This is a genomic window from Corynebacterium sp. HMSC070E08, assembly GCF_001808895.1.
GTDB lineage: Bacteria > Actinomycetota > Actinomycetes > Mycobacteriales > Mycobacteriaceae > Corynebacterium > Corynebacterium hiratae.
On sequence record NZ_KV794752.1, the window covers coordinates 1 to 15451 of the forward strand.

Below are 15451 nucleotides of genomic sequence, written 5' to 3' on the forward strand. Positions count from 1 at the left end.
TTTATCCACACGAAATGTCCCTTAAGCCAATTTTTTAGCGCTTATTTACCGTGAACGACATGTATCGCCAAGCAAGGCCACTCCATGTTTCTCACCCTCATGGGGTAGATAGTGTTTCAAACTCTGGCCAAAGCTCGGGTTAGGGCACTATTACAATCCATGGAATTGTTATTGATCTACCTCGCAGTGGTGTTTGGCTGCGGCCTAATTGCGTGGGCGGTGCGATTGCCGCCTCTCATCGGGTTTCTCGTCGCTGGCTTCGCGCTCAATGCCGGGGGTATCGAGCACGTTGAAGCGTTAGATCTTTTCGCCGACATCGGTGTTACGCTGATGCTTTTTGCAATCGGGTTGCGCCTCGATCTGAGGGCCTTGACCGACAAGGCTGTCTGGCTTACCGCCACCGCCCACGTGCTCGTGATGACCCTCCTCGGCATGGGTTTTATCACGGCTCTCGGCGCACTCGGCGCATTCGGTCCGACCAGTTTTTCGATAGCGGTCAACGTCGCCCTCGTGCTGAGTTTTTCCAGCACCATCGTGGTCGTCAAAATCTTGCAAGACCGCGGCGATGAACAAGCCCTCTACGGCAATATCTGCATCGGCGTCCTCATCATGCAGGACATCATCGCTGTCGTCTTCATGAGCATCCTACGGGGAGAGCCGCCAAGCTTAGCGGCCGTGTTGCTTGTCCTCATCGTCCCGCTGCTAGCGCTGACTACTCGCCGCTGGTACAAGCTCGGGCACGGTGAGCTGGGCGCGCTCTTTGGCATCGTCATGGCGCTGCTGCCTGGTTATGCTCTCTTCGAGTGGGTCGGCCTCTCCGGAAGCCTCGGCGCGCTCATCATGGGCGTGGTGCTCTCCCGCTCCCCTGGCGCAGAACAGCTCAGCCATTCACTGTTTACCCTCAAAGAACTGCTGCTGGTTGGCTTTTTCGTCAACATCGGTTTCCTGGGCCTACCAACGTGGCACAACATCGTCGACGCCGGGTTGCTCCTGCTGCTTTTGCCCATCCAGGGCCTCGCTTACTGGGCAATCCTGTGGATGTTGGGACTGCGCAACCGCACTTCTGTCCTTGCTTCCCTGTTGCTGGCGAACTACTCTGAGTTCGCCCTTATCATTGCCGCTGTGGGAGTACAGGACGGCTGGCTCAACCAACGCTGGCTGCTGTCACTCGTGCTCGCTGTTTCGTTGAGCTTTGTCATCTCGGCAATCCTCAACCCACAAAACGTCTCGCGAGCTACACACCTAGCCAAGCGACTGCCGGCCCGCCCACCGCACAAGATTCACCCGGAGGATCGCCCCATCGAGCTTGGCGACGCCCATGCGCTCGTCCTCGGCGTAGGACGGCTCGGCCTTTCCTGTTACAAGGAGCTCGTCGACGTCTACGGCGCCAAGGTTTTGGGAGTGGAACACGATCCAGCACGAGTTCGCCATCTCCAAGAGAGTGGCTACAACGTCGTGGAGGGCGATGCAACAGATATCGACTTCTGGGAGCGCGTCAAGGACAGCCACCAGATCGATATGATTATGCTCGCCATGCCGGCCCAGCACGCGAACGTAGACGCCGTCAAGGAAATCTACGCTTCCCGCATCAATACCGAAGAATGCACCATCAGCTCGGTGGCCATGTACCGTGAAGACGTCGAGGACCTGCAGGAGCTCGGGCTCAGTGTCGTTGTGCACTTGCAGGACGGTGCCGGCGAATCCCTAGCGGAGCGAACTTTTACGGAGAATCAGCTACGGCACTTGCGCAACGAGGGCGAGCTTTAGAAAAACGTCCTCCGCGGCATCCAGCCCGCTCCCTGCTGAGACCGGCTCCTGTGTCCGGACTCAGCGTCCAATGGGTGCTTAGCTGTTAGCACGCCACGGGATCCCCTCCTTGGGCAGGTAGCCCAAAAGGTAGAGGTAATCCATCGCGCCCAGAATAGAAACGACGAGACCGCCACCGAGGATAGCTGCGAGGAATGTGTAGCCAGCCATGGAGGAGGAATCGACGTCCTTTCCGTCTTGACCGTCTTTGCCATCCTTCCCGTCAGCGCCGTCGCGGCCATTTAGACCGTTAAGACCGTCGCGCCCGTCCTGGCCATCGACGCCATCGCGGCCGGGTGCGCCCGGTGCACCGTTGGCACCGTCGCGGCCATCCTTGCCGTCGATACCATCCTTACCGTCTTTTCCATCGCGGCCTGGTTCACCGTCCTTACCGTCTTTGCCGTCCTGAGCCTCAGCACCGTCGGTGGTAGAAGTCGAGGGTTCGGTCGTCGTAGGCGTCTCAGACTCCGATTCCTCGGGCTCGGTGGTCTCAGAAGGGCTCGGCGTTACTGAGCTAGACGGCTCAGAAGACGCGGGGGATTCTGAAGGCTCAGTGGTATTAGACGTCGAAGGAGAAGCGGGCTTGTCGTTGCTTACCTTCTTGCCATTGAGCATATCCGCACACTTCTGACCAGCTGGTGCATTGATTTCTGCGAGCGCGGAGGCAGAAGCCGAAATATCTGAGAGAGTAGACTCAATTTCCTTTCGCTGGGTCTTGCTCAACTTCAAATCCTTGGCTGCGCTGGCGCCTGGGAAGAGACCTGCGATGGTGACAGCGGCATTGAAGATCTTCAGAACGGTGGCCACACCATTGCCAAAAGCACCATCAGCAAATTTGATGAGACCAGAAACGGTCTTCTTAGCGGCATCTGGATTCTTTAGATCCACCTCTGCATCAGCGTTATTAATCTTGGCGATGGCCATACCTTGCGCGCGTGCGAGATCCCAGGTGACGTCCTTGTCTGCCTCACCATCACGAACAAGTTTGGCAATTCCCTCCCAAGAGCTTGCGCCAATCTTCTTGATGAAGTCAGAAGGCACAAGTTCACCGACGACTGGGATTACTTCCCACACGGTCTGGAGCAGCTTGTTTCCACCGTCGTAGAAAGCCCGTGCAAGGTCCAGCTTGCGCTCGAGAATCTCGCCTTCTTTGCCTGGGACATCGGTGATCTCACACACCAATTTGCCGTTCTTCTCCACGACCTTGATAGTGGCGTCAGCCGTCGATGCCTCGGCGGTTTTCAGCTCATCAAGTGTCGTTGGCTTGCCGTTTTCCGCGCCGTAGAAGCCAAAGTCGTTGCCCCGGGATTCACGGTCCAACTCCTCAATGATGTTGTCGCCAGCGTTGTTTGAATCAATCAGGTTGCCGTCTTCGTCGAAAGCGGTGCCATTGACGTCGACAGTGTCAGCGCCGGACTGTTCGTGGACAAAGGCGGTTTCGCTCGGCTCCTCAACGGCGAAAGCCTGCGGGGCGACGATAACGGAAGAAAAGGTTGCTACGGCCACTGCGGTGGCAACGATGCGGGAGTGTAAGGAACGCATACGAAGTCTTTCTTGCAAGTTCATGAGCACACACTTAACACAGTGGGCTAAGTGCTTAAGGTTCGGACGTGGTCACCATACAACCGTCGAAATATATTTTCTACATTTGAGTAACCATTCATTACCCCCGTTTGAAAACCCCCAGCTCAGCATTAGTGCAGTTCACAGCGTCAACATCGTTGGCAATACGATTTTCTTACCCCCCATAACCAACGGGCAACTTCCGGAAGGACGCCGAGTTTAGGCACCGACGCACCAGCCCTCCCCAGGTGCCAATAGAAAGAACCACCCGCTTTCACATTAAGAAAGCGGGTGGAGGAATGGCGACGATGACGCGCAAAGAGCGCAATCCTCAGTCACATTGCTGCATTAGTCAGCCATACCACTAAGACTGCGCATGATGCCACCAAATTCAATGTCCATATAGTGAGTGAGAATCTCGAAAATATAGTCTGAATCACACCCACGCAAGGGCCCCTTGGTACTCAGCACGGCTAGACCATGAGCGCCCGCCCACATGGAAATCACCAAGGTGAAAAGAACCCACGGGGTGCGCGGCCCATCGACTTCATCGATCGCCTCACGTGCGAGAGACATAATGAAGCCAAAAGCCCGCCCAAATTCGCTAAAGTCACGTTGGAGCTCAACCGCTTTGTTCGCGTTCGGCAAGAAGTCGTCCTCGAAGGACATCGGAACAATCGGCCCGGACGCAATCTTGATAAGAGCTTCAAAGCCCTTCGGATCAGCCAGCGCATGCGAGACGTAGCCGTACCCGGTGGCCTTAATCTTGGACATTGCTTTAGCGTCTTCCGGAAGCGCAGCTACCTGCCGGAAAATGAACTCATAGTTGACCTTGTCCAAATACCGCTCAAGGAAGCTGGCCAGCTCTTGATCGCTTTCAATCAGGTGCTCAGCTTCCTGCACACTAAGGCCCGCCCACTTCGCAGCACCACCGATATGAAGGCCGGTAACGCCGTGGTCTAGCGCCTCCTCAATAGCACCTCGCAGTAACGCCGTACGCTGTTCATCCTCGGTTCCCCGTGGGTAATCCTTGGCCTTCGCTACCAACGCCTCTGGCTGCTCTCCCACCAAGCCATAAGGAATAGTGCGCTCGACACGCTCTCCCCTGAAGAATGGGTAGAGACCGACGCTCAGCGTGTCCATAACAGCGCCAAATGTCTGCTTTTTCGCCGCCGGCGACAGGTAACGCAAGATTCCCTCAGCTGCAAGTTGCGTCACGCCGTGTAGGTGGGAAAAAATCGACAGCGCCGACAGCAAGGTTCCATTAACATCGGGATCCACTCCGCCAGATTCCTTGATAGCCTCCTCGGTCAATTCAAAAACAATCTGCATAATAGGGCATTTTTCGACATCCCCATCAGGACTAACAAAGTCCTCTGCGGTAACGCCGACCCGAGGAGTTGCATGAACCGCAGAAAATGCCGCAAAGGCAGACGGATCCTCCACCGCGAAGGAGAAATACGCCAGCGCCGTGGCGCGAAGCTTATCCACAGCCGTCGCATTCTCAGGCAAACGCTGGAGATGCAGATCAACGACTGAGGTCAGCGCCTCGTTTAGGGTGTGCTTGGTTTCCTGTACAAGCTCAGCTTCAGAGGCAAAGAGCTCTTGGGCTTCCGCTAGCGGAACATCCACTTGATCGGCCACCTCCCGGAGGCGCACCTCATCAATGCCCGCTTTGGCAATAACCCGACCGGCCTGCTCAATAAGGAGCTGGCGCGAGGGTTGGTTGCCCTGTTCCACACCTACTGAAGTAATCACAGAATTCAGCTTACCTAGGAAACGATCGCTTTTAGGTCCATAAACGGAAGATAGGAATATACACAGGTTCTCTTAAGCTTTCGCCCGCACTGCAAGACAACCTACCCCCGTCACCCCAAATTCAAAATATACGTTGCTGTAAAACTTATGCAGTCCCGCCCGCTATGCGGACGGGACCCCTGGGCGTTCAAGCTACGTGTCACGCAACACTGAAACCTCGACGCGGTCCGGCTCCAAGTGCGGCAGTCGCTTTACTTCTGCTCATCCTCCTGGGGAGCCTCAGCGCCCTGGTTGCCAATGCGCTCATCGAGCTGGTCGCGAGCGGAGTCAATCTTATCCGCCTTATCCTCGCCCAGCTTGCCCTTAGCAAGGTCTGCGCCCTTATCCAGTGCGCTATCCGAAATCTGCTCGCCCTTATCGGAGTTCAGAGCATCCTTTGCCTTGTCAAAAATACCCATTACTTTATTCCTTCCTTAAGTAAATACTGTCCTAGCAGTGGTGACCCTCACGGCCCGAGTGTGCCGAATACTACGTAATGTCGGCGACAGTGCGAGGCCTAGCCAGCTTCCCGCGCACCAAGCATGTGCGCTGTGGTCGCCACATCCAAGCTGAGCGCCATCACGTCACCCCACCGTACCGACGCACCAACCTCTTCGCCACAAACGTTATAAATCGTTATACATTTAGAACACAAGTTAAAGGAAAACTTTCACTTACTGAGAGTTCTCAGAACCATTCTTAACGTCTACCCCCTCTGGTTACCCCTTTTCGTTCAACAACTTGGCGCGTGCCGCCACGCTCTCATTTGTGAACCCTTGTACTCTGGGACACAATTCAAATGTGCTCATCCTTCCCGCGTCGCGCGACACATGCTGCACAACGTCATTGACCGCTCACTTACCTTTAGAAATCGAAGTCGAAACCTCGGCGCACCACAATGCCTTTCTTTCAGTCTCCTTCCGCACACCAATCTCCCGCCCATCCCTCTGAAGAGTTGCCTTCTTCTGAGCTACACAGTCCTTCAGTCCCCCAAGGCGGGTCAGCCTTTGGCCTTGTGTGGCCGGGTAAGGAGCAGGCTGCGGCGCAGGCCACGGAGAAGGCCACTCGCACAAGAACACTGCTGAACGGTCCTCATTCGGCCCCCAACAGCGTGACAGTGGCAGATAATCTCGACGCTTTAAAGGACTTCATTGCACAGGGAATGAGAGCGGACATCATCTACATTGATCCGCCCTATAACACCGGCAAGGATTTTGTCTACCGCGATAATTTCCGTCAACGCCGAGAGATGCGCTCAGAGCACTTTGGACAGTGGCATGCCGAGTGGCTTTCTATGATGTTGCCACGCTTGATCCTGGCTCGTGAGGTGCTCGCCGATACCGGCTTCATCATCGTGTCCATCGGTGAGTCAGAAAGCGCTCACCTGCGCCTACTACTCAACGAGGTTTTCGGTGAGGACTGCTTCGCCGGGCAATTCATTTGGAAGAAGGGCGGGACCGGGAAGAATGATTCCAAATATGCGGTTCTCGAGCACGAGTACATCCTTTGCTATGCCAAGTCACCTTCAAATGCCGGATTCAACCTGGACTTGGAAGCGCACACTTCAACCCGCTATAACCACAGCGATGAGAAAGGGAATTATTCACTCGTGCGGTTGGATTCTAAGACCTTGGGATACTTACCAAGCCTCGACTTTCCCATCGTTGGCCCCAATGGCCACGAATATTGGCCGCACCAGCCGGAGGGCAAGTCGGGCGTCGCGCGGTGGCGTTGGGGTAAAGACAAGGTCGCTGAGCATTATGAGGAGCTGGTCTTTCGACGCGGCTTTGTCTACACCAAGAACTACGAAAAGAAGGGTGCGCGTCCCCGTTCCATTCTCGATGGGGAACGTTTTGGGGTCACTCGAACAGGCCGTCGTGACGCCGAAGAAGCACTTGGTGTCACGGGAGTCTTCGACTTCCCCAAACCTGTGCGCCTCATCAAGCATCTACTGTCCATCACCGGCGGCACGGACGCGGTAGTCCTTGATTTCTTTGCAGGCTCAGGAACCACTGCCCAAGCCGTCGTTGAGCTCAACCGCGAGGATAACGGTCAACGCTCATTCCACTTGGTCCAAATACCCCACCCCACCGAGCCGTCTAGTGCCGCGCGCCACGCGGGTTTTGAAACGGTCGCGGATATCTGTCTAGCGCGGGTTCGCTCCCTCGATACTCCTTGTGCGCATTTCACCTTGAGGTGATAGCCCGGCTCTAGGCCACATTATGCTCTTCTGTGCCTTCGGGCCTGCCAGGGATTCCGAAGAAATCTAGCACCGCATCGGTGGCGAAGCCTTCTCCCACCTCAATTTTCGTAGAGTTGTTACCACCCGGCCACACGTGCGATCCCCCCTCAATGCGGATGTGCTGAAGCGGAGCCTGGCACCCGGTCCACGTCTCTCTGGTCGCACCGTTTGTGAGGCGTACCGACTCGACGTCGCCGCGGCACTTGTTGCGTTTCTGATGCTGCCCGAGCACCTCTGCAACGGAAGAATAAGCCGTGCCATGACGCACACCGCCTTCATAGTTGACCACGGGATCCTTAGTTCCGTGAATGTCCAAACGGCCTACCGGTCGATCAGAACAGTCCGTATGGATTCCTTCGTAGTATGCAGCTGACACGGTAGCTACTGAACGAAAAGTCCCTGGCATCCGGCACGCCAAGAAGGCCGCAAACCCTCCGCCATTAGACAATCCAGCCGCGAAAATGGCATTGTCGTCCACCTCATAAGTGGCCCGCAGGCTATCCACGATTGTGCGCACAAAGTCGAGGTCTTCTTCCGCGCTCGTCACAGCGTAAGGTGCTGGGGCCCACGCCGCCTTCTCCCCAGCAGGGTAAGCCACGATGGCATCAGCAGCATCAAACTGGCTGTACTTCTCCATATTCTCAGGCGAATCCGTATACCCGTGGAAAGAAAGCAGCACCGGCCACGCGCGCTCCGGGGTGTAATTCTCAGGCACGTGAAGTAGGAAACTGCGCCCAGAGGCTAGCTTCATCTTCTTTGTGTGCCCCGGCTCAGGGCCGACGAGCATGGGCGCTACCGGGATACCGAGATCATTTGTCCATGCTGCTTCAGTTGTCGGGGATGTCGGAGCTTCCTCGGGCGTCCCACACGATGCCAGCGCAAAAACGCAGACAGCGCTGGCCGCTAGATCGACGAGCGTGTGCACTGGGCGCGGCCATGCTGTAGACGTTTTACCCATTGTTCCCCCTCAACACTCTCACTTCTGCGCGCCAATAAATCCTCGTCCACCTTAAAACATCGCACCGACATCTACGAACCCGCAGCGCCACGGTAAGTTTGGAAGCATCATGTGCTCTTCGCCTTCCGAACCATCTGTTTCCTCCAGCGCCTCTCCCGCTCACCCTCTGCCCGAGCACTACCCCAGCTACCGTCGGGCTTCGGGGAAGGAGGCGCCCAGCTTCGGCACTGCCCAACGACGCAGGCATTCCGCGCAAGCTTTTAGCGAAGGCGCGGAGACCTACCATGACGTGCGCCCTGGTTACCCACGCGAAGTGTCGCAGCTCATCGCTTCTGCACACACAGTTCTCGATGTTGGTGCAGGAACCGGCAAGCTCACTGAATCCCTGACCAATTCCGTCGTCTATGCCAGCGATCCATCCCCCGACATGACGCGTGTTCTGCGCCGGCTCGGGGTGCCGTGCTGGCGGGCCACCGCCGAGAACACAGCGCTCGCCAGCTCCTCCCTTGATGCCCTCACTTGCGCGCAAACCTGGCATTGGGTCGACGTCGACCAGGCATGTGCAGAATTCGACCGAATCCTTCGGCCGAGTGGTAAGGTCCTTTTGGTATGGAACACCCTTGATGTCAATGCAGACCCGTGGATCCTGCGTCTTTCCCGCATCATGCACTCCGGTGATGTCCACCGCCCCGGCTTTTACCCATCCTTTACCGCGCCATGGACTCTTCGTGAGGAGCTGCGCCTTACGTGGGAACACGAGCTCACCCCTGAGGACCTGCATGAGCTAATGCACACTCGCTCGTACTGGCTTCGCAATGGAGAAAAAATCCACGAGCGCATGACCTACAACCTCAACTGGTATCTCTATGAGCACATGGGTTTTAAGCCCGGCCAGGTCCTGCGTATTCCGTACCGAACTGATGCTTTCGTGCTGGCGCGCTCAAGTGAGTAGCCACCTCCGTCAACCATGACAACTGTCATCCCGGATTCGTGACACCCTGTCTACGCTGCGAAAACCTTCGCGCCATAGCGTGAAGGTATGAGCACGACACGTACCACCCCACCAGCAATCGACGTCACCGGTGTAAGCAAGACCTTCAACGCCTCCTCCCGCAACCCTGTGCGCGCGCTTCACGACGTCTCTTTTAGCATTCAGCAAGGTGAAATCGTCGGCCTCTTAGGCACCAATGGCGCCGGCAAGACCACGCTGCTTGACCTCATCCTGGGACTGACCACCCCAACCTCAGGGGCCATTAGCGTGCTTGGGGGCACTCCACGGCATGCTGCAAAGAGCGGGCGCATCGGTGCCGTCATGCAGTCGAGCGGCTTGCTACCGGAAATCACTGTGAAAGAAACCCTTGAGCTTCTCGGTGCCGCGTTTCCCGTCCACCGCCCCTATAAGGAGATCATCGAGCGCGCCAACTTGGGCTCTATCCTCTCGCGTCGGGTGGGCAAGTGCTCTGGCGGCGAGCAACAACGTCTGCGCTTCGGGCTGGCCTTGTTGGGAGATCCGGAAGTGCTGCTTCTCGACGAACCAACCGCAGGCATGGACGCCGGCGCCCGCCGTCATTTTTGGGAGGCCATGCACGAGGAGGCAAGCGCTGGGCGAACGATTCTTCTCACCACTCACTATCTCGAAGAGGCCGATACGTTTGCCCAACGCATCATCATGCTCAACAGGGGCGAGATTCAAGCTGATGGATCTACCGAGGAGATCCGCAATGCAAACGCCACCCGTACCATCCGTGCCAGCTTCCCCAACGGCATCCCGGACAACCTCGAGACCGAGTCTTTCCCAGGAGTGCTGTATCAAGAGCACACAGACACCGGTCTGTCCATCACGACCCGAGACTCTGATGCGCTTGCTCGCTACTTACTCACCGAAACCACGGCCCGGGACATCACAATTTCTGGCCATAGCCTCGAAGACTCCTTTATGGAGCTCTCTAACGCTTCCCCCGACACGACTACCCCATAAGGAGACCCCACGATGAGCATCAACAATGCCGTAACTCCCACGCTCGGGACAACCCTCAACTACGCGGCCCACGACCTTAAACGTCTGCGCCGAGACCTGCCCACGCTCTTTTTCAGCATCGGCCTGCCAATCATTTTCTATATCCTCTTTGGCGCGATGCAAGAGTACGGCGACATCGAATTCAACGGTGGGAATGTCGCCGCACTGGTCATGATCGGCATGGCGCTCTATGCAGGAGCCACTGGCGCTGTGGGTGCAGCCGGATCTATGGTCGCAGAGAATCGCGCGGGTTGGGGCCGCCAACTAGCGTTGACTCCCCTTCGGTCTTCCCAGCTAGCCGTTGCCAACTTTCTCAACATCTCGGTTCGTGCCATCCTGCCCATTGCCGCTGTCTTCATTACCGGTGGGCTGACAAAGGCGTCCATGCAGCCGGACCAGTGGACGCTAGCTTTTCTCATAACTGTTGTCTGCGCCATTCCCTTCGGCTTCTACGGCATGGCCTGTGCTATGCTCATTCCCTCGGAAAACACCGTCTCCGTAGCGACCTCGACCATCGTCATACTTGCGTTTGCCGGGAACGTATTCATGCCGCTGAAGGAATCGCTGTTGGAGGTAGGTCGCTTCACCCCAATGTATGGCGCGCAAGCGCTTGCCCGTTGGCCCCTTTCTGAAGGCTCCCAGATGATCAATGGCGAACGCCTCTTCATTGAGGACCCGCTCTGGTACGCATACGTTAATATCGCTGTATGGACGGTGGTGTTCGTCGGGCTATGCCTGCTTTTGCACAAGCGCGACAAGGAGCGAGCATGATGCGGAACTTCAGACCACGTGACGCTGCTTTCGCCGCTGTCTGGCTCATCTTTCTCCTACCGGTGCTGCTGCAGATCCTCCTCCAGCCCAGCTATTCCACCGTCCAGCGAACCTGGGCGGTTATTATCACCGCGGTGTTTTGTGCTGCTTACCTTGTCTCTTTCGGTACGGTGCACGACTATCCACGTGGGTGGTCACATAACCATCGAGTAGCTATCCGGTGGGTTATTCTCGCGCTGATCGCGCTTGCCGCCGTCCCTTCTCACGGCGCCTGGATTGTGGTCTTCGTGCCCTACCTCGGAGCCTTGATCGCTTTCACACTGCCGCTGAAAACTGCTGCCACCATCATTGCGTTCACCGGACTCGTAGCTAGCATTCCCGTCTGGGTGTACGACCGCCCACGCTTTGTTGACCTCGCAATAATCCTCTTCGGCTGGCCCCTCCTTATCTTGGCCCTCGGTGCTCTCTCCCAGCGCGAAGACACCGAAACAGCGTTGCGCCACGACCTGGATCTGGCCCAGCAACGAGAGGACATTGCCTCCGATATCCACGATCTTCTTGGCCATACCCTGACGGCTATCAATCTCAAGGCCGAAGTGGCCCGCCGGCTCATCGACCGCGACCCTACCAAGGCCGCTGCCGAGCTCGAGGAGATTAGTTCGCTGTCTCGGTTATCCCTTGCCGAGGTCCGCTCCACTGTTACTCGCATGAAGAACCCCACCTTTGCTGGCGAAATTCAAGCCGCGCGGCGCATTCTGGAAACCGCCGGAATCCAAGCTCACCTTCCAGAGACTCTCACCCAGCCACGGGCTCATGAAGATCTGTTCTCGTGGGCACTGCGCGAGCTCACCACCAACGTTGTACGTCATTCGGGTGCCACGCAGTGCTGGGTGATTCTCACTGAGGATTCCCTCCAGGTCACGGACAACGGCAACGGCTTCACGGAGGATGCCACGCAGGCGCTTGCCGACGGCCTCACGGGTCTCGCCGGCCTTCGCCACCGTGCAGAAGCTGTCGGTGGCGAGGTCATTACTCAGCGTGCCGAAGGTGTGACCACGGTCCTCCTCGCCTTGGACGGCCACCGGCTGATTCAACAGGTGCGATAGTTATGAGCGAACACATCCGCGTACTCATCGCCGAAGACCAATCCCTGGTCCGGGGCGCTCTCACCGCTTTGCTGAGTACCGAACCCGACATCGACGTCGTTGCCGAGTGTTCCACCGGAGCCGAGGTCGCCGCACTCGTTGCTGAGCATCAGGTAGACGTCGCTCTACTCGACATTGAGATGCCCGGAATGAACGGTATCGATGCCGCAAAGTCTATCGCCAATACTCACTGCCGCAGCCTCATCGTCACCACGTTTGGCCGTCCCGGTTACGTCAAACGCGCCCTCAACGCGGGCGTCGATGGCTTCCTCGTCAAAGACACTCCCCCGGAGGAACTCGCCGATGCCATCCGCCGCGTCCACTCGGGTCTGCGTGTCATCGATCCGCAGCTTGCTCAGGACATACTCTTTACTCCCGACAACCCGCTGAGCGAACGGGAAGTCGAGGTGTGCCGCCTACTGGTTCGCGGCCTCGGCTCCGCCGATATCGCAGCACACCTCCATCTCAGTGGCGGTACGGTGCGCAACCACGTGTCCGCCATTATGACGAAGACACAGGCAAGTAACCGATTTGAGGCCGCGCGGCGCGCCGAGGCAAACGGCTGGATCTAGACGCTTGCGTGCTCTCAGCCCACACTAGCTATCGGCGTTGACGGCGCTCGCGCACGCGCACCGCGATGCGCACGGGCGAGCCATGGAAACCGAAACGCTCGCGGAACTTGCGCTCCAAATAGCGGCGATAGCCCGCATCCAAAAAGCCGGTGGTAAACAGCACGATAGTCGGCGGCTGTGTCGAGGCCTGGGTAGCGAACAGCACGCGCGGGAGGCGGTTGTTGTTCATCGGCGGCGGGTTCGCAGCAATCGCCTCACGCATCCAGTTGTTGAGCTGACCAGTAGACACGCGCTGGTCCCAGCTCTCGAGAGCCTCAATCATGGCAGGCTCTAGCTTCTGCAGGGCGCGGCCAGTCTCCGCAGAGATATTCACGCGGGTCACCCACGGCAGGTGACGCAGGTTCTCATCGATTTCGCGCTCCAAGTAGTAGCGGCGATCCTCGTCCACAAGGTCCCACTTATTGAAGGCGATGACCAGGGCCTTACCGGCTTCCAGAATCATGTTGAGGACGCGCTGGTCTTGCTCGGAGACTTCCTGGGAGGCGTCGATAAGCATGATGCATACCTCGGCAGCATCAATCACGCCGCGCGTGCGCAGCGAAGCGTAGTACTCATGGCCCTGCGCGTTCTTAACCTTCTTGCGCAGGCCCGCGGTATCAATGAACTTCCACAGGCGCTGATCTAGCTGCACCAAGGAGTCAACTGGGTCGACCGTCGTGCCGGCGGCATTGTCCACGACGGAGCGCTCCTCCGCCGTCAGCTTATTCAGAAGCGAGGACTTGCCCACATTCGGCTTGCCCACCAGCGCCACGCGGCGAGGCCCGGAGGTAATCGAAGAATGGCGCGGCTCTTCCGGGAACAAACGCAGAATTTCATCCAAGACGTCGGCGCCGCCTCGGCCATGCTGGGCGGATACCGGCCACGGATCGCCCAAGCCCAGCGCGTAGAACTCGGCCATGTCTGCGTACATCGTCTCCGAGTCAAACTTGTTGGAGACGAGGATGACAGGCACCTCAGAGCGCTGCAGCTTTCGGGCCATGACCGCATCGGTTTCGGTGATGCCCACCTTGGTGTCCACGACAAACACGATAACGTCGGCAGTCTCCATGGCCTGTTCTGCCTGGCGCGCGATAGCGGCGTGGATGCCCTTGACGTTCGGATCCCAGCCACCGGTGTCCTGAACGAAGAAGCGCTGGCCGTTCCAGTCCGCCACGTAGGAGACGCGATCACGCGTTACGCCCGGGTGATCCTCCACCACCGCTTCGCGGCGCCCGAGGAAGCGGTTCACCAGGGAAGACTTACCCACGTTCGGGCGGCCGACAACGGCCACTGTGCAGAGGTTTTCCTCCGTGTGCTCCTCGCCCACGCCAAAGGCGTGAGATAGCGCCTCCCACTCTTCTTCGCTGAGCGGGTTCTCACCTTCAGCGATATCTTCTTCCTCGCCGAAATCGGCTTCGCCGAACTCGGAGTCGTCGAATTCCGACTCATCGAATTCATAGTCGAAGTCCTCAGAATCGAAATCCTTCTGCGCCCACCCGCCGTGCGGATCGCGCACGACCTCTTCCTCGAGTTTGCCTACCGGGTAATGAAATTCCGTCTCGAATTCTTCCGGCTGCTGTTCGGGGTTCACGTTTGGGTTCTGCGGTCCATTAGTCATGTGAGGCCTCCTTTGCGGCCGATTCTTCGACGACGGCGATGAGGGCATCGAGGACCTCGTCTGGGGTCATCTCAGAGGTATCCACGAGTACGGCGTCCTCGGCTGGGCGCAGCGGCGAGGTGGCACGGGAGGAGTCCGCAGCGTCGCGCCGCTCGACGTCGGCAAGCACGGTGTCAAAATCCGAATCGATGCCCGCCGCACGGTTCTGATCGTGGCGGCGCTGCGCGCGGACCTCGGCGCTGGCCGTCATGAAGGCCTTAGCGGGAGCGTCAGCGAGCACCACGGTGCCGATATCGCGACCCTCCACAATGGCACGGTGTGCCTTCGCGGCAAGGTTCCGCTGCAGCTCCACGAGGTTCTGGCGTACCTCCGGGATGGCAGATACTGCCGACACGTTGCGGGTTACCTCGTCCTCGCGGATCACGCGGGAGACGTCCTCGCCGGCAAAGATGACCTGAGTGGAATCCGGATCATCGGAGACCTCCAGAGGCAGGTTTGCGGTTGCGGCGATGACAGCGTCGGTATCCGCTGGGTCCACGCCCGCGCGCAGCACGGCAAGGGTAGCCACGCGGTACATGGCGCCGGTATCGACATACTTCGCGTCGAGGCGCTTAGCCAACGCGCGGCACGTCGTGGACTTACCGGTTCCGGACGGGCCATCAACGGCCAGGATTAGGCCCTGGTTTGGCATGTTTGAAATCATTACATCCCCACCGCCTTATACAGGCTGGTCAATTCGTTGGAGTTCAGTGCACGCAGGGAGCCGGGCTTCATATCACCCAACTGCACGGTGTGAAGCTTGGTGCGCACGAGTCGCTGGACCGGGAATCCGGCTTCCTTGAGCATGCGGCGAACGATGTGCTTGCGGCCCTCGTGCAGCTCGAGGCGTACTAGCGAATAACCCTGGTTCTTATCCACGATCT

Annotated in this window: 13 protein-coding genes and 1 pseudogene; 7 read left to right on the forward strand and 7 right to left on the reverse strand. The window is 58.0% G+C overall.

The window, feature by feature from the left end; all coding sequences use genetic code 11:
* Window positions 1-159 precede the first annotated feature (159 nt).
* The gene (locus HMPREF2526_RS05660; protein ID WP_070546315.1) at window positions 160-1767 is read left to right on the forward strand and encodes a cation:proton antiporter family protein; all 1608 of its coding nucleotides are present in this window, start codon (window positions 160-162) and stop codon (window positions 1765-1767) included.
* Between the two features lie 78 nt (window positions 1768-1845).
* Here the strand turns inward: HMPREF2526_RS05660 and HMPREF2526_RS05665 are convergent, their stop codons facing one another.
* The 3 genes from HMPREF2526_RS05665 to HMPREF2526_RS05675 all read right to left on the reverse strand — a co-directional run bounded on the left by HMPREF2526_RS05665 (window position 1846) and on the right by HMPREF2526_RS05675 (window position 5585).
* A complete protein-coding gene (locus tag HMPREF2526_RS05665; protein WP_070546317.1) occupies window positions 1846-3348 on the reverse strand; it encodes a collagen-like protein in 1503 nt (500 codons plus the stop codon).
* Between the two features lie 369 nt (window positions 3349-3717).
* Window positions 3718-5127: a TetR/AcrR family transcriptional regulator gene (locus HMPREF2526_RS05670; RefSeq protein ID WP_070546319.1), complete on the reverse strand. Its 1410-nt coding sequence runs from the start codon at window positions 5125-5127 to the stop codon at window positions 3718-3720.
* 251 nt (window positions 5128-5378) lie between these two features.
* Complete coding sequence (locus HMPREF2526_RS05675; protein WP_049154972.1) at window positions 5379-5585, reverse strand: antitoxin; 207 nt, start codon at window positions 5583-5585, stop codon at window positions 5379-5381.
* A gap of 698 nt (window positions 5586-6283) precedes the next feature.
* Between HMPREF2526_RS05675 and HMPREF2526_RS05680 the strand changes: the two genes are divergently transcribed.
* Window positions 6284-7366, forward strand: coding sequence for a site-specific DNA-methyltransferase (locus tag HMPREF2526_RS05680; RefSeq protein WP_246819864.1), 1083 nt, complete (start codon window positions 6284-6286; stop codon window positions 7364-7366).
* Window positions 7367-7376: 10 nt separating this feature from the next.
* Here HMPREF2526_RS05680 and HMPREF2526_RS05685 read toward each other — a convergent pair whose 3' ends face one another.
* Window positions 7377-8366, reverse strand: a complete 990-nt coding sequence (locus HMPREF2526_RS05685) for a CE1 family esterase (RefSeq protein WP_083295526.1) — start codon at window positions 8364-8366, stop codon at window positions 7377-7379.
* 109 nt (window positions 8367-8475) lie between these two features.
* Between HMPREF2526_RS05685 and HMPREF2526_RS05690 the strand changes: the two genes are divergently transcribed.
* The 5 genes from HMPREF2526_RS05690 (at window position 8476) to HMPREF2526_RS05710 (ending at window position 12871) form a co-directional block, all read left to right on the forward strand.
* Window positions 8476-9318: a class I SAM-dependent methyltransferase gene (locus tag HMPREF2526_RS05690; RefSeq protein WP_083295527.1), complete on the forward strand. Its 843-nt coding sequence runs from the start codon at window positions 8476-8478 to the stop codon at window positions 9316-9318.
* An 87-nt stretch (window positions 9319-9405) separates the two neighbouring features.
* Window positions 9406-10344, forward strand: a complete 939-nt coding sequence (locus tag HMPREF2526_RS05695; protein WP_210384396.1) for an ABC transporter ATP-binding protein — start codon at window positions 9406-9408, stop codon at window positions 10342-10344.
* Between the two features lie 12 nt (window positions 10345-10356).
* The gene (locus HMPREF2526_RS05700) at window positions 10357-11154 is read left to right on the forward strand and encodes an ABC transporter permease (RefSeq protein ID WP_070546321.1); all 798 of its coding nucleotides are present in this window, start codon (window positions 10357-10359) and stop codon (window positions 11152-11154) included.
* Window positions 11151-12260, forward strand: coding sequence for a sensor histidine kinase (locus tag HMPREF2526_RS05705; RefSeq protein WP_148139541.1), 1110 nt, complete (start codon window positions 11151-11153; stop codon window positions 12258-12260). The genes HMPREF2526_RS05700 and HMPREF2526_RS05705 overlap by 4 nt, the downstream gene beginning before the upstream one ends.
* 2 nt (window positions 12261-12262) lie before the next feature.
* Window positions 12263-12871, forward strand: coding sequence for a response regulator transcription factor (locus HMPREF2526_RS05710; protein ID WP_049154967.1), 609 nt, complete (start codon window positions 12263-12265; stop codon window positions 12869-12871).
* 28 nt (window positions 12872-12899) lie between these two features.
* Here the strand turns inward: HMPREF2526_RS05710 and der are convergent, their stop codons facing one another.
* From der to HMPREF2526_RS05725, 3 genes and pseudogenes are all read right to left on the reverse strand, one after another.
* Window positions 12900-14528 (reverse strand): ribosome biogenesis GTPase Der, encoded by a 1629-nt coding sequence (gene der / locus HMPREF2526_RS05715; RefSeq protein ID WP_049154965.1) that lies wholly within the window; start codon window positions 14526-14528, stop codon window positions 12900-12902.
* Complete coding sequence (cmk, locus tag HMPREF2526_RS05720) at window positions 14521-15231, reverse strand: (d)CMP kinase (protein ID WP_070546324.1); 711 nt, start codon at window positions 15229-15231, stop codon at window positions 14521-14523. Before cmk ends, der begins: the two co-directional genes overlap by 8 nt.
* Window positions 15231-15451, reverse strand: a pseudogene (locus HMPREF2526_RS05725) (pseudouridine synthase); the annotation flags it as partial. The pseudogene HMPREF2526_RS05725 and the gene cmk, both read right to left, overlap by 1 nt.

Bases quoted from the DNA above. Each gene is read 5' to 3' on its own strand.
- HMPREF2526_RS05660 (WP_070546315.1), top strand. From the start codon at position 160: ATGGAATTGTTATTGATCTACCTCGCAGTGGTGTTTGGCTGCGGCCTA.
- HMPREF2526_RS05700 (WP_070546321.1), top strand. From the start codon at position 10,357: ATGAGCATCAACAATGCCGTAACTCCCACGCTCGGGACAACCCTCAAC.
- HMPREF2526_RS05705 (WP_148139541.1), top strand. From the start codon at position 11,151: ATGATGCGGAACTTCAGACCACGTGACGCTGCTTTCGCCGCTGTCTGG.
- cmk (WP_070546324.1), bottom strand. From the start codon at position 15,231: ATGATTTCAAACATGCCAAACCAGGGCCTAATCCTGGCCGTTGATGGC.
- HMPREF2526_RS05675 (WP_049154972.1), bottom strand. From the start codon at position 5,585: ATGGGTATTTTTGACAAGGCAAAGGATGCTCTGAACTCCGATAAGGGC.
- HMPREF2526_RS05690 (WP_083295527.1), top strand. From the start codon at position 8,476: ATGTGCTCTTCGCCTTCCGAACCATCTGTTTCCTCCAGCGCCTCTCCC.
- HMPREF2526_RS05685 (WP_083295526.1), bottom strand. From the start codon at position 8,366: ATGGGTAAAACGTCTACAGCATGGCCGCGCCCAGTGCACACGCTCGTC.
- HMPREF2526_RS05710 (WP_049154967.1), top strand. From the start codon at position 12,263: ATGAGCGAACACATCCGCGTACTCATCGCCGAAGACCAATCCCTGGTC.
- HMPREF2526_RS05665 (WP_070546317.1), bottom strand. From the start codon at position 3,348: ATGCGTTCCTTACACTCCCGCATCGTTGCCACCGCAGTGGCCGTAGCA.
- der (WP_049154965.1), bottom strand. From the start codon at position 14,528: ATGACTAATGGACCGCAGAACCCAAACGTGAACCCCGAACAGCAGCCG.
- HMPREF2526_RS05695 (WP_210384396.1), top strand. From the start codon at position 9,406: ATGAGCACGACACGTACCACCCCACCAGCAATCGACGTCACCGGTGTA.